At 70.4% G+C, this 19,877-nt stretch carries 20 protein-coding genes and 2 pseudogenes; 14 read left to right on the forward strand and 8 right to left on the reverse strand.

The genetic code is table 11. The features are described 5' to 3' along the window. Window positions 1–266: 266 nt before the first annotated feature. From ACIP94_RS00125 to tyrS, 3 genes are all read left to right on the forward strand, one after another. Entirely contained in the window at window positions 267–1,790 is a 1,524-nt protein-coding gene (locus ACIP94_RS00125; protein ID WP_402417540.1) for a TldD/PmbA family protein, read from the forward strand. Then, on the forward strand, window positions 1,787–3,181 hold the full coding sequence (locus ACIP94_RS00130; protein ID WP_402417541.1) for a metallopeptidase TldD-related protein: 1,395 nt from the start codon (window positions 1,787–1,789) through the stop codon (window positions 3,179–3,181). Before ACIP94_RS00125 ends, ACIP94_RS00130 begins: the two co-directional genes overlap by 4 nt. A 68-nt stretch (window positions 3,182–3,249) precedes the next feature. Continuing rightward, window positions 3,250–4,518 carry a tyrosine--tRNA ligase gene (gene tyrS / locus ACIP94_RS00135; RefSeq protein WP_402417543.1) on the forward strand — a complete coding sequence of 423 codons (1,269 nt, stop codon included), beginning with the start codon at window positions 3,250–3,252 and terminating at the stop codon, window positions 4,516–4,518. Between the two features lie 88 nt (window positions 4,519–4,606). Here tyrS and ACIP94_RS00140 read toward each other — a convergent pair whose 3' ends face one another. Further along, complete coding sequence (locus ACIP94_RS00140) at window positions 4,607–4,885, reverse strand: GlsB/YeaQ/YmgE family stress response membrane protein (protein ID WP_402417545.1); 279 nt, start codon at window positions 4,883–4,885, stop codon at window positions 4,607–4,609. A 244-nt stretch (window positions 4,886–5,129) separates the two neighbouring features. Here ACIP94_RS00140 and ACIP94_RS00145 point away from each other — a divergent pair, with 244 nt between their 5' ends. Together ACIP94_RS00145 and ACIP94_RS00150 are read left to right on the forward strand one after the other, a co-directional pair. Next, entirely contained in the window at window positions 5,130–5,525 is a 396-nt protein-coding gene (locus ACIP94_RS00145) for a DUF3099 domain-containing protein (RefSeq protein WP_402417547.1), read from the forward strand. 261 nt (window positions 5,526–5,786) lie between these two features. Next, on the forward strand, window positions 5,787–6,026 hold the full coding sequence (locus ACIP94_RS00150) for a hypothetical protein (protein WP_402420258.1): 240 nt from the start codon (window positions 5,787–5,789) through the stop codon (window positions 6,024–6,026). Between the two features lies 1 nt (window position 6,027). Here the strand turns inward: ACIP94_RS00150 and moaA are convergent, their stop codons facing one another. From moaA to ACIP94_RS00165, 3 genes are all read right to left on the reverse strand, one after another. Beyond that, the gene (gene moaA / locus ACIP94_RS00155) at window positions 6,028–7,017 is read right to left on the reverse strand and encodes a GTP 3',8-cyclase MoaA (protein WP_402417549.1); all 990 of its coding nucleotides are present in this window, start codon (window positions 7,015–7,017) and stop codon (window positions 6,028–6,030) included. A 154-nt stretch (window positions 7,018–7,171) separates the two neighbouring features. Next, complete coding sequence (locus ACIP94_RS00160) at window positions 7,172–8,791, reverse strand: cation acetate symporter (RefSeq protein ID WP_402417551.1); 1,620 nt, start codon at window positions 8,789–8,791, stop codon at window positions 7,172–7,174. Then, window positions 8,788–9,141 carry a DUF485 domain-containing protein gene (locus ACIP94_RS00165; RefSeq protein ID WP_402417553.1) on the reverse strand — a complete coding sequence of 118 codons (354 nt, stop codon included), beginning with the start codon at window positions 9,139–9,141 and terminating at the stop codon, window positions 8,788–8,790. The genes ACIP94_RS00160 and ACIP94_RS00165 overlap by 4 nt, the downstream gene beginning before the upstream one ends. Before the next feature lie 295 nt (window positions 9,142–9,436). Here ACIP94_RS00165 and ACIP94_RS00170 point away from each other — a divergent pair, with 295 nt between their 5' ends. The 3 genes and pseudogenes from ACIP94_RS00170 to ACIP94_RS00180 form a co-directional block, all read left to right on the forward strand. After that, complete coding sequence (locus ACIP94_RS00170) at window positions 9,437–10,966, forward strand: S8 family serine peptidase (RefSeq protein ID WP_402417555.1); 1,530 nt, start codon at window positions 9,437–9,439, stop codon at window positions 10,964–10,966. Between the two features lie 133 nt (window positions 10,967–11,099). Beyond that, entirely contained in the window at window positions 11,100–12,533 is a 1,434-nt protein-coding gene (locus ACIP94_RS00175; protein WP_402417557.1) for a CoA transferase, read from the forward strand. 31 nt (window positions 12,534–12,564) lie between these two features. Continuing rightward, a pseudogene (locus ACIP94_RS00180) lies at window positions 12,565–13,091 on the forward strand (hypothetical protein); the annotation flags it as partial. Here the strand turns inward: ACIP94_RS00180 and ACIP94_RS00185 are convergent. Both ACIP94_RS00185 and ACIP94_RS00190 read right to left on the reverse strand, forming a co-directional pair. Then, on the reverse strand, window positions 13,092–14,138 hold the full coding sequence (locus ACIP94_RS00185; RefSeq protein WP_402417559.1) for a zinc-dependent alcohol dehydrogenase family protein: 1,047 nt from the start codon (window positions 14,136–14,138) through the stop codon (window positions 13,092–13,094). A 160-nt stretch (window positions 14,139–14,298) separates the two neighbouring features. Continuing rightward, window positions 14,299–15,009: a VIT family protein gene (locus tag ACIP94_RS00190; RefSeq protein WP_402420260.1), complete on the reverse strand. Its 711-nt coding sequence runs from the start codon at window positions 15,007–15,009 to the stop codon at window positions 14,299–14,301. A gap of 461 nt (window positions 15,010–15,470) precedes the next feature. Here ACIP94_RS00190 and ACIP94_RS00195 point away from each other — a divergent pair, with 461 nt between their 5' ends. From ACIP94_RS00195 to ACIP94_RS00205, 3 genes and pseudogenes are all read left to right on the forward strand, one after another. Continuing rightward, complete coding sequence (locus tag ACIP94_RS00195; RefSeq protein ID WP_402417560.1) at window positions 15,471–16,520, forward strand: DEDDh family exonuclease; 1,050 nt, start codon at window positions 15,471–15,473, stop codon at window positions 16,518–16,520. A gap of 73 nt (window positions 16,521–16,593) precedes the next feature. Continuing rightward, window positions 16,594–16,755: pseudogene (locus tag ACIP94_RS00200) on the forward strand (recombinase zinc beta ribbon domain-containing protein); the annotation flags it as partial. 27 nt (window positions 16,756–16,782) lie between these two features. Beyond that, window positions 16,783–17,172 (forward strand): hypothetical protein, encoded by a 390-nt coding sequence (locus ACIP94_RS00205; RefSeq protein WP_402417562.1) that lies wholly within the window; start codon window positions 16,783–16,785, stop codon window positions 17,170–17,172. 40 nt (window positions 17,173–17,212) lie between these two features. Here the strand turns inward: ACIP94_RS00205 and ACIP94_RS00210 are convergent, their stop codons facing one another. Continuing rightward, complete coding sequence (locus ACIP94_RS00210) at window positions 17,213–17,461, reverse strand: hypothetical protein (protein ID WP_361658075.1); 249 nt, start codon at window positions 17,459–17,461, stop codon at window positions 17,213–17,215. A gap of 370 nt (window positions 17,462–17,831) precedes the next feature. Here ACIP94_RS00210 and ACIP94_RS00215 point away from each other — a divergent pair, with 370 nt between their 5' ends. The 3 genes from ACIP94_RS00215 (at window position 17,832) to ACIP94_RS00225 (ending at window position 19,121) form a co-directional block, all read left to right on the forward strand. Further along, window positions 17,832–18,095 carry a hypothetical protein gene (locus tag ACIP94_RS00215; RefSeq protein ID WP_402417564.1) on the forward strand — a complete coding sequence of 88 codons (264 nt, stop codon included), beginning with the start codon at window positions 17,832–17,834 and terminating at the stop codon, window positions 18,093–18,095. Between the two features lie 278 nt (window positions 18,096–18,373). Further along, entirely contained in the window at window positions 18,374–18,817 is a 444-nt protein-coding gene (locus ACIP94_RS00220) for a hypothetical protein (protein WP_402417566.1), read from the forward strand. A gap of 1 nt (window position 18,818) precedes the next feature. Further along, window positions 18,819–19,121, forward strand: coding sequence for a hypothetical protein (locus tag ACIP94_RS00225; RefSeq protein ID WP_402417567.1), 303 nt, complete (start codon window positions 18,819–18,821; stop codon window positions 19,119–19,121). 319 nt (window positions 19,122–19,440) lie between these two features. On the opposite strand, the gene ACIP94_RS00230 is transcribed toward ACIP94_RS00225, so the two are convergent. Beyond that, the gene (locus tag ACIP94_RS00230) at window positions 19,441–19,839 is read right to left on the reverse strand and encodes a hypothetical protein (protein WP_402417569.1); all 399 of its coding nucleotides are present in this window, start codon (window positions 19,837–19,839) and stop codon (window positions 19,441–19,443) included. Between the last annotated feature and the right edge of the window lie 38 nt (window positions 19,840–19,877).

The raw sequence follows: 19,877 nt of genomic DNA on the forward strand, positions 1-19,877 counted from the left end.
TCACCCTTTCGTTAGCGGTCTGGCACCCCTGCACAGGCAGGCGCCTTCGTCGAAAACCTATCGGTCCGGCCGCCCGCACGGACAATCGGGCACCGACAGTGGCGTAGAGGACTCGCTGTCGGATCCCTACAGAAGAGACCGCCGCGGAGTGAGCCGGAACGGTCGGGTGAGCCGAAGGTCCGGTCGCCGGACGGACAGGTGTGGTCCCCACCGTCACTCGCGGGACATGATCGGATCCGACAGGCCACGACAGCAGGGAGACCTCCGTGCCGCATTCCATCGACGAAGCCTTCACGGCGTTGCCGCTGCGGGCCCTGGCCGACGCCGCGCTGGCCCGCGCGCGGTCGCTGGGGGCCGAACACGCGGACTTCCGCTTCGAGCGGGTCCGCAGCGCCGCGTGGCGCCTGCGCGACGGCAAGCCCTCCGGTTCCTCGGACACGACCGATCTGGGGTACGCGGTGCGGGTCGTGCACGGCGGGGCCTGGGGGTTCGCCTCGGGTGTCGATCTGACGCCCGACGCCGCCGCCAAGGTCGCGTCCCAGGCGGTGGCGATGGCCAGACTCTCGGCGCAGGTGATCAAGGCGGCCGGGTCGAAGGAGCGCGTGGAGCTGGCGCAGGAGCCGGTGCACGCGGAGCGGACCTGGGTGTCCTCGTACGAGATCGATCCGTTCACCGTGCCCGACGAGCACAAGACCGGGCTGCTGGCCGACTGGAGCGCGCGGCTGCTCGCGGCCGACGGTGTCGACCATGTGGACGCCTCGCTGCTGACCGTCCATGAGAACAAGTTCTACGCCGATACGGCGGGGACCGTGACGACCCAGCAGCGCGTACGGCTGCACCCGCAGCTCACCGCGGTCTCCGTCGACGAGGCCACCGGTGAGTTCGACTCGATGCGCACGCTCGCGCCACCGGTCGGGCGCGGCTGGGAGTACCTGACGGGCACCGGCTGGGACTGGGACGCGGAGCTGGCGCAGATGCCGGAGCTGCTCGCCGAGAAGATGCGCGCGCCGAGCGTGCAGGCAGGGGTGTACGACCTGGTCGTCGATCCGTCCAACCTGTGGCTGACCATCCACGAGTCGATCGGTCACGCCACCGAGCTGGACCGGGCGCTCGGCTACGAGGCCGCGTACGCCGGCACGTCCTTCGCCACCTTCGACCGGCTGGGCAGGCTGCGGTACGGCTCCGAGCTGATGAACGTCACCGGCGACCGCACCGCCGAGCACGGCCTCGCGACGATCGGGTACGACGACGAGGGCGTCGAGACCCAGTCCTGGGACCTGGTCAAGGACGGCACCCTGGTCGGCTACCAGCTCGACCGGCGCATGGCCCGGCTGACCGGGTTCGAGCGGTCCAACGGGTGCGCCTACGCCGACTCGCCCGCGCACGTTCCCGTGCAGCGCATGGCCAATGTGTCGCTGCGGCCGGATCCGGCCGGGCTGTCGACCGAGGACCTGATCGGCAGTGTGGACCGCGGCATCTACGTCGTCGGGGACCGCTCCTGGTCCATCGACATGCAGCGCTACAACTTCCAGTTCACGGGCCAGCGGTTCTTCCGGATCCAGAACGGGCGGATCACCGGCCAGCTCCGCGATGTCGCCTACCAGGCGACGACCACGGACTTCTGGGGTTCCATGACGGCCGTCGGCGGTCCGCAGACCTATGTCCTGGGCGGCGCCTTCAACTGCGGCAAGGCCCAGCCGGGCCAGGTTGCCGCGGTCTCGCACGGCTGCCCGACGGCCCTGTTCAGGGGAGTCAGCATTCTCAACACCACGCAGGAGGCCGGTCGATGAGCGCCCGCACGAACAAGCCGCACGAGATTGTCGAGCGCGCCCTCGCGATGTCCCGCGCGGACGGGTGTGTCGTCATCGCCGACGAGCACTCCACGGCCAACCTCCGCTGGGCGGGCAACGCGCTCACCACGAACGGGGTCACGCGCGGGCGCACCCTCACCGTCGTGGCGACCGTCGACGGCACGCAGGGCACGGCGTCCGGGGTGGTCTCCCGCTCCGCCGTCACCGCGGACGAGCTGGAGTCGCTGGTGCGGGCCGCGGAGGCCGCCGCGCGCGGCGCGGGCCCCGCCGAGGACGCTCAGCCGCTGGTGACAGGGGTGCCGGAGTCCCCGGACTTCACGGAACCGCCCATGGAGACCACCTCCGCCGTGTTCACGGACTTCGCCCCGGCGCTCGGCGAGTCCTTCGCACGTGCGCGTGCGGGCGGCCGCGAGCTGTACGGCTTCGCCAACCACGAACTCGTCTCGACGTATGTCGGGACGTCGACCGGGCTGCGGCTGCGCCACGACCAGCCGAGCGGCACCCTGGAGCTCAACGCCAAGTCCCCGGACCGTATGCGCTCGGCATGGGCGGGACATTCCACGCGGGACTTCAAGGACGTGGACCCGGCGGCCCTGGACGCCGAGCTGGCACAGCGGCTGGCCTGGGCGCGGCGCAGGGTCGAGCTGCCCGCGGGCCGGTACGAGACGCTGCTGCCGCCCACCGCGGTCGCGGACCTGCTGATCTACCAGATGTGGTCGTCGACGGCCCGCGACGCGACCGAGGGCCGGACGGTCTTCAGCAGGCCCGGCGGCGGCACGCGCGTCGGCGAGCGGCTCTCCCCCCTGCCGCTGACCCTGCGCAGCGACCCGGACGAGCCCGGCCTGGAGACGGCTCCCTTCGTGATCGCGCGCGCCTCCGGCGACGACGCGTCGGTCTTCGACAACGGACTGCCCCTGAAGACCACCGAGTGGATCGGCGACGGTGAGCTGAGGCATCTGACGACCACCCGGCACAGCGCGGCCCTCACCGGCCTGCCGCTCGCTCCGTCGATCGGGAACCTGATCCTGGACGGCGGCACGGACCGCTCCCTGGAGGAGATGGTCGCGGACACCCGGCGCGGGCTGCTGCTGACGTGTCTCTGGTACATCCGCGAGGTCGACCCGGCGACGCTGCTGCTCACCGGCCTGACCCGGGACGGCGTCTATCGCGTGGAGAACGGCGAGGTCACCGGGGAGGTCAACAATTTCCGGTTCAACGAGTCCCCGGTCGACGTGCTCGGCCGCGCCGCGGAGGCCGGGCGCACGGAAAAGACGCTGCCGAGGGAGTGGAGCGACTGGTTCACTAGAGCTGCGATGCCGGCCCTGAGGGTGCCGGACTTCAATATGAGCTCTGTCAGCCAGGGCGTATAACCTCGTAGCCGGTGGACGTTCGACCGCCGCCGAAGCCATCCAAGGCCATCCAAGGAGATACGAGAACCGTGACGGACATCGTCGACGAGCTGAAGTGGCGCGGGCTCATCGCCCTCTCCACGGACGAGGACGCATTGCGCAAGGCGTTCGCGGACGGTCCCGTCACGTTCTATTGCGGCTTCGACCCGACCGCGCCCAGCCTGCACCTCGGCAACCTCGTGCAGATCCTGACGATGCGCCGGATCCAGCGGGCGGGCAACCGCCCGCTGGGCCTGGTCGGGGGTGCCACGGGCCTGATCGGCGACCCCAAGCCGACGGCGGAGCGCACGCTGAACGACCCCGAGGTGGTGGCCGGCTGGGTGGCGCGGCTGCGCGGCCAGATCGAGAAGTTCCTCGACTTCGAGGGACCGAACGCCGCGACCATGGTCAACAACCTGGACTGGACCCAGGGCCTGTCGGCCATCGACTTCCTGCGGGACATCGGCAAGCACTTCCGGGTCAACAGGATGATCTCGAAAGAGGCCGTCGCCCGGCGGCTGCACTCGGACGCGGGCATCAGCTACACCGAGTTCAGCTACCAGATCCTTCAGGGCATGGACTTCCTGGAGCTGTACCGCAGGTACGGCTGCACGCTCCAGACCGGCGGCAGCGACCAGTGGGGCAACCTCACGGCGGGCGCGGATCTGATCCACAAGGTGGAGCCGCATGTCGCGGTGCACGCGCTGGCCACGCCGCTGATCACCAAGGCGGACGGCACCAAGTTCGGCAAGACGGAGTCCGGCACGGTCTGGCTCGACCCGGAGCTGACCACGCCGTACGCCTTCTACCAGTTCTGGCTGAACGCGGACGACCGTGACATCTCGAAGTTCCTGCGCATCTTCAGCTTCCGCTCGCGCGAGGAGATCGAGGAGCTGGAGCAGCAGACCGAGGAGCGTCCGCAGGCCCGCGCGGCGCAGCGCGCGCTCGCCGAGGAGCTGACGACGCTGGTGCACGGCGCCGACCAGACGGACGCCGTGATCGCCGCGTCCAAGGCCCTCTTCGGCCAGGGCGAGCTGGCGGAGCTTGACGCGAAGACGCTGGCCGCGGCCCTCTCCGAGGTGCCGAACGCCCAGGTCTCCGAGCTTCAGCCGGTTGTGGACCTGTTCGCGGAGGTCGGCCTCGTGCCCAGCAAGTCGGCCGCGCGCCGCACGGTGAAGGAGGGCGGCGCGTATGTGAACAACGTGAAGGTCACCGCCGAGGACGCGGTGCCCGTCCGGGAGGACCTGCTGCACGGGCGCTGGCTGGTGCTGCGCCGCGGCAAGAAGAACCTGGCCGCGATCGAGGTCGCGAGCGCCTGAGACGCTTCCGCGCACACGGACCGGGCCTGTGGCCACGACCACGGAAAAGGGGGCGTTCCCTTCGGGGAACGCCCCCTTTTCCGTGCGGTCAGACCCTCTCTCTGCGTCTGCCCCTCATCGACATGTACGCCATCTCGCCCAGGAAGACGAGCACGACCGCGGCGGCGAGCTGGAGACCGTGGCGGCCCCAGTCGATGCCCGGGGTCTGCGCGATCCCGATGGCGCGGGCGACGGCGTTGCCGATGATGCCGCCGATCATGCCCATGATGGTGGTCAGCCAGAGCGGGCTGTGCTGTCTGCCCGGCAGGATGAGCTTGGCCAGCAGACCCAGCACGAATCCCACGATGATCGCCCACAACCAGCCCATGGCTGCCTCCTCCTACGGCTCGACGCGAGCGGTACGCCCAGTCTCGGGCTGTCCGCCATACGGCGCATGTCGGGTGCAGCCGTACGCGCGAGTGCCCGGCGCGTACGCCCAGGCAGGGGTGGCCCCGGTCTCGTAGCCGGCGCAGGCGCGGCGTAACGTGGTGAGTGTTCGGGCTCGGCCCCCAGACCGGGTACGGACCAGGTGCGGGCCGGGAGAGTCCGAGGCAGGCGGGTGGTGGGATGTGATGCGGAAGCTGCACGGCGGCGAGCAGGCCCAGGTGTTCCGGATCACGGGCGCCCGGCAGGGACTCGCGGCGGACGTCCGGGGACGGCAGCGCCGCTATGTCATCTCCATGAGCATTCGCACGGTGGCGGTGATCCTCGCCGCCACCCTCTGGAACGTCGAGCGGCCGGTCGCCATCATCGCGCTGGTCCTGGGCGCGGTCCTGCCCTATGTCGCGGTGGTCATCGCCAACGCGGGCCGGGAGAACGCGCCGTCGCTGCCGTCGTCGTTCCTCAATGTCCCGGTGCGCCCCATGATCGCGCCGTCCGAAGCGGACGGGCACACGGATTCCGCCCCGGCGGACGGGCCGGCCGAACCCTCGGCGGGCGTCCGGGAGGAACCGCGCGAGCGGGCCTGACCACGGCGGACCGCCGGATACGGAATTCCGCCTCCCGCGAAGCTCAGGAAAAGCTCAGGACAATCATCGTTGTTCCGGTGCCGGGCAGCGGGTTACCCGTGACATACTTCGTACGCGCTCCGCATCCCCCGTCGGAGCGAAAGACCGACGCCGGGCAGCTCCCCCCGTGGCTGCTCGGCGTCGCCTTTTGGTGCCGTCGCACTGTCACGTGTCGACCGGGTCATGGAGCGGGCGCGGGGGCGCGCTAGGGTCGGGCGTGTGATGCTCCCCGATCCCGCTACGCCCATCTGCTCCGCCAAGGGCTGCCGTGCCGCCGCCGTCTGGGTGCTCGCCTGGAACAACCCGAAGCTGCACACCCCGGAGCGCCGCAAGACCTGGCTGGCGTGCGAGGAACACCGCGAGTATCTGTCGAAGTTCCTGAGCGTCCGAGGGTTTCTCAAGGACGTCGTGACGCTCGCGGAGTGGGAGTCCCCCGAGACCGGCCGCCCGTCGGCGGACTGACTCAGCCCCCGATCGCGGACATCGGCCGCTCCGGTTGCAGGAACGCGGGGTCGTCCAGTCCCGAACCCGCCTTCTTGCCCCACATCGCGAGGCGCCAGATGCGGGCGACCTCCTCGTCGGAGGCCCCGGAGCGCAGCGCCCCGCGCAGGTCGGTCTCCTCGGTGGCGAACAGGCAGGTGCGTATCTGGCCGTCGGCCGTCAGCCGGGTGCGGTCGCAGGCCGCGCAGAAGGGGCGGGTGACCGAGGCGATCACGCCGACGCGATGCGGGCCCCCGTCGACGATCCAGCGCTCGGCCGGGGCGGAGCCGCGCTCCTCGGCGCCCTCGGGGGTCAGCTCGAAGCGGGTGCGCAGGGAGGCGAGGATGTCCCCGGCGGTGACCATGCCCTCGCGTTTCCAGCCGTGCTGGGCGTCCAGGGGCATCTGTTCGATGAAGCGCAGCTCGTAGCCCTGGCGGATCGCCCAGGCCAGGAGGTCCGGGGCCTCGTCGTCGTTGAGCCCCGGCATCAGGACGGTGTTGACCTTGACCGGGGCGAGGTCCGCCTCCTGCGCGGCCCGCAGGCCGTCGAGGACGTCCCGGTGGCGGTCCCGCCGGGTGAGCGCCTTGAAGACATCGGGGCGCAGGGTGTCCAGCGAGACGTTCACCCGGTCCAGCCCCGCCGCCTTCAGGGCCCCGGCCGTGCGCTTGAGGCCGATGCCGTTGGTGGTGAGGGACATCCGGGGGCGCGGGGTCAGCGCGGCGGCCCGCTCCACGATGCCGACCAGGCCGGGGCGCAGCAGCGGCTCGCCCCCGGTGAAGCGGACCTCCTCGATCCCGAGGGAGGTGACCGCGATGTCGATGAGGCGGACGATCTCGTCGTCCGACAGCAGGTCGGGCTTGGCGAGCCACTGCAGGCCCTCCTCGGGCATGCAGTACGTGCACCGCAGATTGCACCGGTCGGTCAGGGAGACTCTCAGATCGGTGGCCACCCGGCCATAGGTGTCGATGAGCACGCGGGCCCCCTCCCTCGTCGCGGATCACTCTTCCGTCATCTGTGAGCCTACGTGACGGCACCGACAACGGCAGCGGCCGATCCCACGAGGTGTGCGACGGCCGCGTCGTAGGTCCCTACGGCGCTCCTCGCGACGCGGCCGTCGGCGGGAACGGTCAGTGCGCCCCGGTGCCGGTCAGGGACCGCACCTCCAACTCCGCGTACTTGCCGGGGTCCGGCTGTTCCCCGGACAGGAGCGTGCCGAGCCAGCCCAGCAGGAAGCCGACCGGGATGGAGATGATGCCGGGGTTCTCCAGCGGGAACCACTGGAAGTCGGCGTGCGGGAACATCGACGTCTCCTTTCCGGAGACCACCGGCGAGAACAGCACCAGGCCGACGGCGCTCACCAGGCCGCCGTAGATCGACCACAGGGCGCCGGCGGTGGTGAACCGCTTCCAGAAGAGGCTGTAGAGGATCGTCGGCAGGTTGGCGGAGGCGGCGACCGCGAAGGCGAGGGCGACCAGGCCCGCCACGTTCAGATCACGGGCGAGGGCGCCCAGGGCGATGGAGACGGCGCCGATGCCGACCGTCGCCCATCGGGCCGCGTTCACCTCCTGCTTCTCGCTCGCCTGCCCCTTCTTGATGACGTTCGCGTAGATGTCGTGCGCGAACGACGAGGAGGAGGCGAGGGTGAGACCGGCGACCACCGCGAGGATCGTGGCGAAGGCGACCGCCGAGATGGAGGCCAGCAGGATCGCACCCCAGCCGGAGTCGGCACCTCCCAGGTGGAGGGCGAGCAGGGGTGCCGCCGTGTTGCCCGCCTTGTTGGAGGCGATGATCTCGTCGGGCTTGATCAGTGCGGCGGCGCCGAAGCCGAGGGCGAGGGTCATCAGATAGAAGGCGCCGATGAGGCCGATCGCCCAGTTGACCGACTTCCGGGCGGCCTTGGCAGTGGGCACCGTGTAGAAGCGGATCAGGATGTGCGGCAGGCCCGCGGTGCCGAGGACCAGGGCGATGCCCAGGGAGAGGAAGTCCAGTTTGCTGGTGCCGGTGGCGCCGTACTTCAGTCCCGGCTGAAGGAAGGCCGACCCCCTGCCGCTGTTGCTCGCGGCCCTGCCCAGCAGGTCCGAGACATTGAAGTGGAACTTCAGCAGCACCAGGAAGGTGAGCAGCAGGGCGCCCGCGATCAGCAGGACGGCCTTGACCATCTGCACCCAGGTGGTTCCCTTCATACCGCCGACGGTGACGTAGACGATCATCAGGACGCCGACGAGGGCGACGATGCCGACCTTGCCCGCGTCGCTGGTGATACCGAGGAGCAGGGAGACCAGGACGCCCGCTCCCGCCATCTGGGCCAGCAGGTAGAAGATCGACACCACGATCGTGGACGCGCCGGCCGCGGTGCGGACCGGGCGCTGGCGCATGCGGTACGCGAGGACGTCGCCCATGGTGTACCGGCCGGAGTTGCGCAGCGGTTCGGCGACCAGCAGCAGCGCCACCAGCCAGGCGACCAGGAAGCCGATGGAGTACAGGAAGCCGTCGTAGCCGAAGAGGGCGATGGCGCCCGCGATGCCGAGGAAGGACGCGGCGGACATGTAGTCGCCGGAGACCGCGAGTCCGTTCTGGAAGGCGGTGAACTGGCGGCCGCCCGCGTAGAAGTCGGCGGCGCTGCGGGTCCGGCGGCCCGCCCATACGGTGATGCCGAGGGTTGCCACCACGATGACCGCGAACAGCGTGATGATCAGGGGCCGGTGCTTGCTCGCCTCACCGGCGGCCAGGACGACTGCCGGGCTCATCGGCCGCCCTCCATCCGGGACTTGATGGCCTCGGCCTTGGGGTCGAGCTGGGCGGCGGCGTGGCGCGCGTACCACCACGCGATCAGGAACGTGGTGAGGAACTGCGCGAGGCCGAGCACCAGGGCGACGTTGACGTTGCCGAAGAGCTTGGTGCCCATGAAGCCGTCCGCGTAGTTCGACAGCAGCACATAGGCGAGGTACCAGGCGATGAACGCCACGGTCAGCGGGAAGGCGAACGAGCGGTGGGAGCGGCGCAGTTCACCGAATTCAGCGCTCTCCTGAACCGCGATGAACTCACCGGTGGACGGAAGACCTGCTCCGGTCTTGGGGGGAGGTGCGTCGGTGGCCACGATGTCTCCTCGCAGTGCGGACTCATAGTGACGTGGGTCACTCACCCGGCGCGACGGTACCGCTCGGGTGGGTGATCCGACAGGGGGCGGCGATCGCGTGGTCCCCCTGCCCGAGGTCACGGCGCGACTTCGGGACCGCTTCAACCTTCTTGGTTTCTTTTTTACGTGGTCTCCGCAATCTCATTGCCGAGGCGCCGGAGCGGCGGATAGCGTCGCCCTGCACCACCCGTCATGTACCTGCCGGGATGCCACTGCGTTCCGGCTCGTTCACGTTTCCGGATGATGTGGAGATCCCATGGCTCATCTGCGTTCCAGACGCCGGCTCGCGCTCGCCGTGCCGCTCGTGCTGTCGCTCACCACCTCCCTGGGCTTCCTGCCGAGTGCCGCGTCGGCCGCCCCGCGCACCGGCACCGTGGCACGGACCGCCGATGGCCCCGAACTCGCCTACGTCGTCAACACCCGGACGGACCGTCACACGCTCACCTCGGTGCAGCGGGCCATCACCGCGGCCGGCGGCACCATCGTGGTGACGTACGACAGGATCGGTGTGTTCGTCGTCCACTCCGCGAACCCCGACTTCGCCAAGGCACTGCGCGGCGTCCGCGGGGTGCAGTCCGCGGGCGCGACCCGGACCGCCCCGCTGACCGCGACGGGCACGACGGACGAGGGCGCGGTGCAGTACCTGACGAAGGCGCAGGCCGCGCGGGCCGCGAGCGCCTCGGCGACCGCGGGCGAGAGCGAGCCCCTGGAGGCCGATCAGTGGGACCTGCGCGCCATCGGCGCCGACAAGGCCGCGACGATCGACCCGGGCAGCCGGAAGGTCACGGTCGCCGTCATCGACACCGGAGTCGACGACTCCCACCCGGACCTCGCCCCGAACTTCTCGGCGTCGCAGTCCGCGAACTGCGTCGGCGGCAAGGCGGACACCTCCTACGGGGCCTGGCGGCCCGCGAACCCCGGTCACTACCACGGCACGCATGTCGCGGGTGAGATCGCGGCGGCCCGCAACGGCATCGGCGTCGCCGGTGTCGCGCCGAACGTCAAGGTCTCCGCGATCAAGGTGGCCGACCCGGTCAGCGAGCTGTTCTACCCCGAGAGCGTCGTCTGCGCGTTCGTGTTCGCCGCCGACCACGGAGTGGCGATCACCAACAACAGCTACTACGTGGACCCGTGGCTCTACAACTGCATGGACGACCCGGACCAGCGGGCCATCGTCGACGCGGTCAACCGGGCCCAGCGGTACGCCCAGCGCAAGGGCACCCTCAATGTCGCCTCCGCGGGCAACTCGGGCGACGACCTCGCCTCCCACTCCCTGGTCGACGCCTCCAGCCCCGACGACTCCACCGCCACGACCCGCACGGTCGACCCGCACGAGTGCTTCGACGTGCCGACCCAGCTGCCGGGTGTGGTCACGGTCAGCGCGACGGGTGTCTCGAAGGCCAAGTCGTACTACTCCAGTTACGGCGACGGCGTGATCGACGTGGCGGCGCCCGGCGGTGACAAGTACCAGATCCCGGACACGCCGTCGAAGAACGGCCGCATCCTGTCCACCATGCCGGGCGGCGCGTACGGCTTCCTCCAGGGCACCTCCATGGCGTCACCGCACGTCGCGGGCGTGGCGGCGCTGCTGAAGTCGGAGCATCCGCACGCGACTCCGGCCCAGCTCCAGGCACTGCTCAAGGCGCAGGCCGACAACCCGGGCTGCCCGGCCGGCCCCTACGACGGCGACGGCGACGGGGTCGTGGACGCCACCTGCGTGGGCGGCAAGCGCGTGAACGGGTTCTACGGCTTCGGCATCGTCAACGCGCTGCGCGCGGTCCGGTAGCCCCTCGGCCGCCCGGCGTCGCCGAAGGTCGCGGGCATCCGCGCCGCTGACGGCAGGCCCCGGTGAAGCCGCTGCACCGGGGGCCTGTCCCGGCCCTCTGGCCATGATCCAGTACACCGGGCATAGTCCCCCTATGACCGATACGGACGTGGCATGGGCGGCGCTCGGCGGGGACCCCGCACGCGTGCGGGAGATCTCCAACGCAATACGGGAGGGGACGCTGTCCTCCCGGCTGCCGGTACGGGAGGTGGCGCGGGCCTGTGTCGGGGTCTGCGCGCTGGCCGCCGCCGAGTGGGGCGCACGGCGGGCCGGGCTGCCGGGCGTGCCCGAGGTCCGGGTGGACGACGGGGCCGTGGCCACCGCCTTCCACAGCGAGCGGCAGCTACGGGTCGACGGCCGCGCATCCGTCAACTTCGCGCCGCTGTCCCGGTTCTGGCGCGCCGCGGACGGCTGGGTGCGCACGCACGCCAACTATCCCCATCACCGCGAACGGCTGCTCGGCGCCCTGGGCCTGGCGGCGGACGCGTCCGTGGACACCGTGGCCGCCGCGATCGCCGAGCGGCCGGCCGTCGAGGTGGAGGACAGCGTGTACGCGGCCGGAGGGCTCGCGGTGGCATTGCGCACGCCCGGGGAGTGGGCGGCGCACGAGCAGGGGCGTGCGGTGGCCGCCCATCCGCTGGTGGGCCGTGAGCGGCTCGACAAGGCGCCCGTACGCCCCCTTGTCCCGCTCGCACGCTCCGCCGGCCGGCCGCTGCTGCCCGCCGAGGGTCTGCGGGTACTGGACCTCACCCGGGTCATCGCGGGCCCGGTGGCCACCCGCACGCTGGCGCTGCTCGGGGCGGACGTGCTGCGGATCGACAGCCCCCGGCTGCCGGAACTCCCCGATCACCATGCCGACATGGACTTCGGGAAGCGGTCGGTGGTCCTCGACCTGGCGGCGCCCGCGGACCGGGGGGCCTTCGGGGAACTGCTGGCGGAGGCGGACGTGGTCGTCACGGGCTACCGGCCCGGCGCGCTCGACCGCTGGGGGCTCACCCCCGAGCAACTGGCCGAGCGGCGGCCCGGGCTCGTGGTGGCGCAGTTGTCGGCGTGGGGTGCGTACGGACCCTGGGGTGGGCGGCGGGGCTTCGACAGCCTGGTGCAGGTGGCCACCGGAATCGCGGTGACCGAGGGGTCGGTGGAGCAGCCGGGGGCCCTGCCCGCCCAGGCACTGGATCATGGCACGGGGTATCTGCTGGCCGCGGCGGTCCTGCGGTCCCTCACCGAGCAGACGGAGGAGGGCGGCACCCGGGTCGTACGGCTGGCACTCGCGCGGACGGCGGCCTGGCTGACGGACGGGACGGACCGGGGAGCCGAGCGCACCGGGGTCGCGTACGGCGGCCCGGCGGCCATCGCCGCCTACGACGGTCCGGAGCCCTGGCTCGGGGAGACCGACAGTGCACTGGGGCGGCTGCGGTACGCCCTGCCGCCGGTGCGTTTCACGGACGGGCCGTCCGACTGGGCACGGCCGCCCGGGCGCTGGGGGCAGGATCCGGCTCGGTGGGCCACGGTGTCGTCGGAAGACTGAACGGGCCGGAGCCGGAACCGGAGCCGAGCCTCCAGCCGACCCTCCGCGCAGCTCGGCGCCTTACGGGGCCGGCGCGGGTCACGCGGCCGCGCTGGGGCCGGCCGCGATCGTGGCCAGGGGCGATCTGTTCCCGCACCGGTCGGCCGGGATCGACGTCGGCGGGCTGAACCGGATCCGGGACATGTGCTGCGGACGCTGCGGCGCACGCCCCGGGAGGCGGGCGCCGCGCTGCTGGGCCGCTACGCGCGCGTGGTGGCCGTCCTGCTCGCCTCGAGCATCGCGACGGGGGTCGGCGGCTCGCTGCGCCGGATACCGCCGGATACCGCGGGACACGATCCTGGACCGGCTGACATCGACGGTGTACACCCCGGCAATGCCGCCGAGGTGCTGCTGGTGGCCGTGGCCGCCGTACTCGCCCTGAGCGCGCGGCTGCGGCGCGCGCACCCGACCCGCTCGCCGCCACCGACCCGGCACGCGCGGAGGTGGTGGCGCTGGGCCCGGTCGTCGCGGTCCCCCGGACTGCTGACGGCGCTGCCGCCGCCGATCCGCTGGTCCTGATCAGCCGGCCGTGACGAGCACCTTGAGGGCCGTGCGCTGGTCCATCGCCTTGTAGCCCTCGGGCACACCCTCCAGGCCCACCGTCCGGTCGAAGACCGGGGAGGGGTCGATGGTGCCGTCGAGGACGTCGGGCAGCAGCTCGGGTATGTAGGCGCGCACCGGGGCGACTCCGCCGCGCAGGGCGAGGTTCCGGTCGAACATGACGCTCAGGTCGAGTCCGGTGCCGCTGCCGTGCGGGACACCGACGAAGCCGATGGCGCCGCCGTCACGGGTGATGTTCACGGCGGTCCGCATCGACTGCTCGGTGCCGACGGCCTCGATGACGGCGTGCGCGCCCTGACCGCGGGTCAGTTCCCGGACGGCTTCCACGGCCTCGTCGCCGCGTTCGGCGACGACATCGGTGGCGCCGAAGTGGCGGGCGATGTCCGTACGGATCTCGTGGCGGCCCAGTGCGATGATCCGCTCCGCGCCGAGGCGCTTGGCGGCCAGCACCGCGCACAGTCCGACGGCCCCGTCGCCGACCACGGCGACCGTGGCACCCGGGCGGGCGCCCGCGCCGAGGGCGGCGTGGTGCCCGGTGCCCATGACGTCGGAGAGCGTCAGCAGCGCGGACAGCAGGCGGTCGTCGGAGGCGGCCTCCTTGGGCAGCCGGACGAGGGTGCCGTCGGCGAAGGGCACGCGCACGGCCTCGCCCTGGCCGCCGTCGTACCCGACGGAGCCCCAGAAGCCGCCGTGCTCGCAGGAGGTGGTGAGCCCCTCACGGCAGTAGTCGCAGACGCCGTCGGACCACATGAAGGGCGCGACGACCAGGTCGCCGCGCCGGACGCCGGTGACCTCGGAGCCGGTCTCCTCCACGAAACCGAGGAACTCGTGCCCGATCCGCTGTCCCGGCTGCCGGGACGCCTCACCGCGGTAGGCCCACAGGTCGCTGCCGCAGATACAGGCCCGCAGCACACGGACGACCGCGTCGGTGGGCAGCTGCACCACGGGCTCGGGCACGTCCTCCACCCGCATGTCGTAGGGGGCGTGGATGGTGGTGGCGCGCATGGCGAGGATCCTTCTCGTGCGATCGTTTCAGGGTGCGCTCAGGGGTGGTCGAGCACACTTCACGGTACGCCGTCACGGTCGTGCGTCACGCGTCGAGGGGTCTCGGACCAGCGCTCTCGCGCGGTGCCGGGCGTACCCGGGGAGGGACGGGAACCCACCCTCACACCCCCGCCGCGCCCAGCAGTGCCCCCGCCACATAGGTGACGCCCATCGCCAGTGCCCCGCCCGCCACGTTCCGCACCACCGCGCGGCCCGGTCTCGCCGCGCCCAGGCGGGCGCTGATCCAGCCGGTGACCACCAGGGCGGCCAGGACGGACAGGACCGTCACCGGGAGCCGCCGGCCCGTGGGCGGCAGCACGATGGCGAGCAGCGGCAGCAGCGCGCCCACCGTGAAGGCGAGGCAGCTGGCCCAGGCCGCATGCCAGGGGTTCGCCAGCGCGTCGGGGTCGATACCCAGTTCCACGCGCGCGTGGGCGCGCAGCGCGTCCCTTGCCGTCAGCTGGGCGGCGGCCTCACGGGCCACCTCCCGCGTCAGGCCCCGGCGCTCCAGCAGTTCCGTCAGCTCCTCCAGCTCCGCCTCCGGCTGCTCCCTCAGCTCCCGGCGCTCCAGGGCCAGCGCCGCCTTCTCCGAGTCCCGCTGCGTCGACACGGACACATACTCGCCCGCCGCCATCGACATGGACCCGGCGAGCAGACCCGCGAGCCCCGCCGTCAGCAGCGCCCCGCGGTCGGTCGTGACGCCCGCGACGCCGACGACGAGTCCCGCGGTGGAGACGATGCCGTCGTTGGCACCGAGGACCGCGGCCCGCAGCCAGTTGAGCCGCGAGCCGAGCGCGCCGACATGGGCCTCGTCGTGTGCCGGGCCGCCCACGGGCGCTCCACCGGGTGCCGCATCGTTCACGCCGGGAGGGTCTCATTCCGAGAGGGAAGGGACAGCGGGCCACGCCGACGGGCCGCAGGGAGCATTCCGGTGCCGTCGTCCACACCGGCCCGCGGGCACGGCGAAGCGGGTGGCGGCGCGCAGGAGTTCAGGAGATGCGTGTGAGGCTCCCCGCCCACTCCACGCGACGCCCTGTTCGCCGCCTCCGTAAGGACGTTGTGCGGCCCAGCGCGCGCCCCCGGACGGAGGCCTCGACGAGACCCCGAGCGACCGTCATGAAAGCCTCACGGAAGGGCAACACGGACAGCGGGTGACAGGTGCCGGTCGGCCGGGGGTGAACTCCGAGATGAAGACGCGGGGTTGTGCGCACCCCCGCGTGAAGGGCGCGCGACCGGCCCCGCCGGCCCGGGCGCGCACACCACTGTCAGTCGCGGCCCGTATCCTCAGTGACCATGCTCGAAGACCGTACGACCGCAGCGTCCTCCCCCACACCGTGGCCGGCCGCGTATCCGAAGGGGTACGCGGTCGTTGACGTGGAGACCACCGGCCTGGCCCGCGACGACCGGATCATCTCCGCGGCCGTCTACCGGCTGGACGCGCGCGGCGAGGTCGAGGACCACTGGTACACGATGGTCAACCCGGAGCGCGACCCGGGCCCGGTGTGGATTCACGGTCTGACGAGCCGGATGCTCGAAGGCGCCCCGCTCTTCGCGGACATCGCCGGGGAGTTCGCCTCCCGGCTGGCGGACCGGGTGCTCGTCGCGCACAACGCCGTCTTCGACTGGCAGATGATCGCGCGGGAGTACGCGCGTGCGCGGTGCGAGGCACCGGTGCGTCAGCGGCTGTGCACCATCGCGCTCTCCAAGGAACTGGGCCTTCCGCTGCCCAACCACAAGCTGGAGTCGCTGGCGGCGCACTTCGGCGTCGTCCAGCAGCGCGCACACCACGCGCTCGACGACGCGCGGGTGCTGGCGGAGGCGTTCCGGCCCAGCCTGCGGGCCGCGGCAGTGGGCGGTCTGCGGCTGCCGTTGCACGAGTGCCGGCCGCTGACCGAATGGACGGACCGGCCCGCGCCGCGCATCGGACAGCAGCCGGGCGGCTACGGCGGCTATCGGCCCGGGAGCTGGCGCCCCTCCCGCAGAAGGCCCGCGTGCCCCTATCCCAACCCGGGTCGGTATGAAGAGGGGAGACGACTCCGGCAGGGCATGCGGGTCGCCTTCTCCGGGGACACATCGGTCGACCGGGAACTGCTGGAGGACCGCGCGACCGAGGCCGGCCTGCATGTCGCGACGAGCCTGTCCCGGCTGACCAGCCTGCTGGTGACCAACGATCCGGACTCGGGCACGTCCAAGGTGGTCAAGGCGCGGCAGTACGGCACGCCGATGGTGGACGAGGCGGCGTTCGGCCAGCTGCTGCGGGACGTCGAGCCGGCGGCGGACCGGACGGGGCCCGCCGCGGACCGAGCGGCCTCGGCCGCGGGACGCGGTACCGGCGGCCGCTGACGGACGGACGGGGGCTCAAGGCCGGGATGCCAAGAACCCTGGCGAGGCGAACGTCAGCTACCTGCTGACCGCCATTGCACGGTGCGGCCGGTGCGGCGCCACCCTCGAGGGGAACCCCAAGTGGAAAAAGGGTGAGCGTACGCCGGGCTACAACTGCAACTACAACTACAACTACAACAAGCAGCGTCCCGAGCACTGCGGCGGCCTGTCCATCGACGGCCCACAGCTTGACGAGCTGATCCAGGATCTCGTCTGGCATCAGGTGCTCAGGGCCGGCAAGCGGAAGCAGGTCCCGGAGGTCGCCGAGCCGTGGTCGGGTGAAGTGGAGCTTGCAGAGGTCGAGGGCGAGATCACCGAGCTTCAGGCGCTCTGGAAGGCCAAGAAGGTCCGGGCCGCCTCGTACGTCATGCCCCTGGACGACCTGAACGCTCGCAAGAACGAGCTGCCGGCAGACCGCGCGTACCACGCCGTCCCGGCTGGCACTCGTTCGATCACTCAAGAGCTGCTGTCGCGCGGCTGGCAAAATCTGTCGATTGAGCGGCAACGGATCATCGTCCGCAAGGTGCTCCGGGCGGCGCTCATTCACCCGGCCGAGAGCCGGGGAGGCAGGTTCGATCCCGCGCGGGTCGAGCCGGTGTTCCACACCGCCTGAAACGAGAAAGCGACCCCTCCCGCGAGGGGAGGGCCACTTTCTATGCTGGCGATCCGACCTTGTCGACGATCCCCACCTTTCCCTCCGCACGGGAGCAGTGGGCTCCGCAGTAGAAGTGTCCGTCGACCTCGACACCCTGACCGATGATCTGAACACGACAGTGCTCGCAGATGGGTGCCATGCGGTGGATGGCGCAGGCGAACGAATCGAAGACGTGACGAGCACCGTCCTGGGTCTCCACGGTGAATGCTAGCTCGTAGTCATTCCCGCACACTTCGCAACGTGTCATAAGCGGCATGGTCAGTCACCAGGAAGGTGCTCGCAAGCTGACAGCGCCGCACTAGTCAGGTATGACGCCTGGTCGGCGTAGGGGTCATTTCAAGTCCATCAGTCCAAGGATCTCGTCCGCCTGGTCCTCACCGAGGACCGGAGCATCAGGCAACCATCTCGCAAGCAACTCTTCTTTTGTCACACACCCCCCACAGCGGACTTACTATTCATTAATTATTTGAGACGGGATTTGTTTCAGGCCGTACATCCACGCGAGGAGGGGCGCCCGTACAGCTCCAGCCAGTGATCGACGCAATAGCGAGCCGCCGAGCGAGGGGCAGTAATCGACCACAGGGAAATGCACCCGTAACGACCACCAGGGACTCAGCATGGACGCGTGGGCAGAAGACCTCTTCTACGTGATCCGCCGTTACGGTTCCATCCTGTCTGAGTCCCTGCCCGAGGTCGAAGCTGCGATGATCCAGCGCACGGCAGAGCAGGCGCTCAGGGTTGCGGCCTGCCTCGCAGCGGCCGACATGACCGAGGTGATTACGGAAGACATCCTCTTGGCTGCGTTTTCTCTGGGGCGCCGTTCCGTGCGTACGTCCTGGTGCTCACCCGTGGGCAGGCGACTGCCGCCAGGGCCCCCGTGAGGACGCTTGAGGAGAAGGTTCGGGAGCGCATAGCCAGCCTGGGAGGCAAGGCGTCCTCCCGTGACCTGCTCCCGTTCCTGCGAGTGTCCAAGGCCGCCGTGCCGGTGCGGAGCAGGCGGCAGAGTCACCAGCAAGGGGAACGGGCTTGACAACTCCCAGAGTTGGAGCGAGCCAAGCAAGTAAGGAAAACGGCCCCGGCCAGTGAAGGTGTCCCAGGCTGCCGCGGTCTTTGACCGAAGAGCGATCGCCCCCTCTTCTCGTTCATCAGTCAACCACTTATGATCATCGATCATCACGAACAATGTGGGGGATACATCTACATGCATGACTTCATCGAACGCATCGGCGGTTGGACGCCGGTAGCGATCTTCGGCGGGGCGGTCATCATCAGTGCGGGCATCCTCGGCGTTCACGCTGCGACGAGCGACAGCGGCAGCAGTGGTGGCTTGGACAACACGTCGGCTGAGTACCAGGACGGCTGGGACCAGTCGGTCAGCTCCAAGGTGTACGAGAAGTACGACCTGAGCATGGCCATAAACGATTGTCTTCTGCCCATCAAGTACAAGAATGTGACTAATCCTGATGATGTCATGGCTGGCTACTTTTTCCCTCACTGGGACACGTACAGCGACCACCAGCGCAGGGAATGGGCGCATGGCTGCCTGGACGCCCTCCGCAACCTGACCGACTACAAGGTGCCTCAGCAGAGTTGGGAGGGCTGACGTGAAAGAGGGCAGGACCAACCTGGATAACTGGGTGATGTTCCAGACCGCGTTCGCCGGCTTGGATCATAGAGACTTTGAGATCGAGGCCGACGAGCGGAAGGGAAACGGCAACTACGACGCGACGCTCTCCATCCCTTCCGAGAAGAAGTGGGAGATAGCCCGCCTGCTCATGACCTTCCTGTATAGCTCCTTCTCGGCGGAGAGCCGGCCCATGCAAGCCTGGGAGTCCGAAGGCGCCGTAAGGATCACGGTCGAGTATCCCGGCCACCTTGGAGACCCGAACGCAGAGCACAAATACTGATCCGGGAAAAAGAAAAGCTCCCCGCTGCCTAATGGCGACCGGGGCCGGCCTTCGCGTCCATCGGTTCTTCCCCCCGAAGATCGGCACGGCAACCACCGTGACGTCCGTGTGTCCCTCGTCCTCTAGGACCGTCTTGCGGTCCTCGGCAGCACTCGCGCTGTAGGACACCACGGACCGGATGCGCTGGTCTTCCGGTCCGTCCCACTCCACCCTGCCCCTCTCTCACCAAGGTGTGACAGGCCCGCCCCACAGGGGCGGGCCTGTCGGAGAGTCAGACCCGCCAGCGATGGTGCCGGGAGTAGGGAAAGGGGTTGGCAGCTCAGAGAGAGGGCTGAAGCTCGACGCCGTGGAAGGCGGCGGCACGGGTCATCTCGGCCCGGCAGTCAGAGCAGATGTCGCCAGTGGTGCCGTTTCTGATCGGCCGCTGGCACGCGTTGCACTCGACCAGCACAGGGGCCGCAGGACGAGGAGCCGGAACCGCAGCACTCGGCAGACGTACCGGGGTGAAGTGGCTCAGCCGGTGAGAGATCAGGCCGGGGGCAGAGTTGATCTGCTCGGGAAGGGCAGCAGTGAGGCACTGAAGGAGCTCGTCACTGCTGTACGCCTCACGCAGCCACGGCACCGCCTTCGGGGCCAGGCGGGCTATCTCCTGGTCTGAGAGGGGCAGGCTCTTGTGGAGGCTCAGCCGCTCCGGGATTCGGCGGGCCTCACGGGCCATCTCGCGGCCGGTCTTGTGCTGGAAGGTGGCTTCGAGGG

It is taken from the genome of Streptomyces sp. NPDC093261 (genome assembly GCF_044753645.1).
GTDB lineage: Bacteria > Actinomycetota > Actinomycetes > Streptomycetales > Streptomycetaceae > Streptomyces.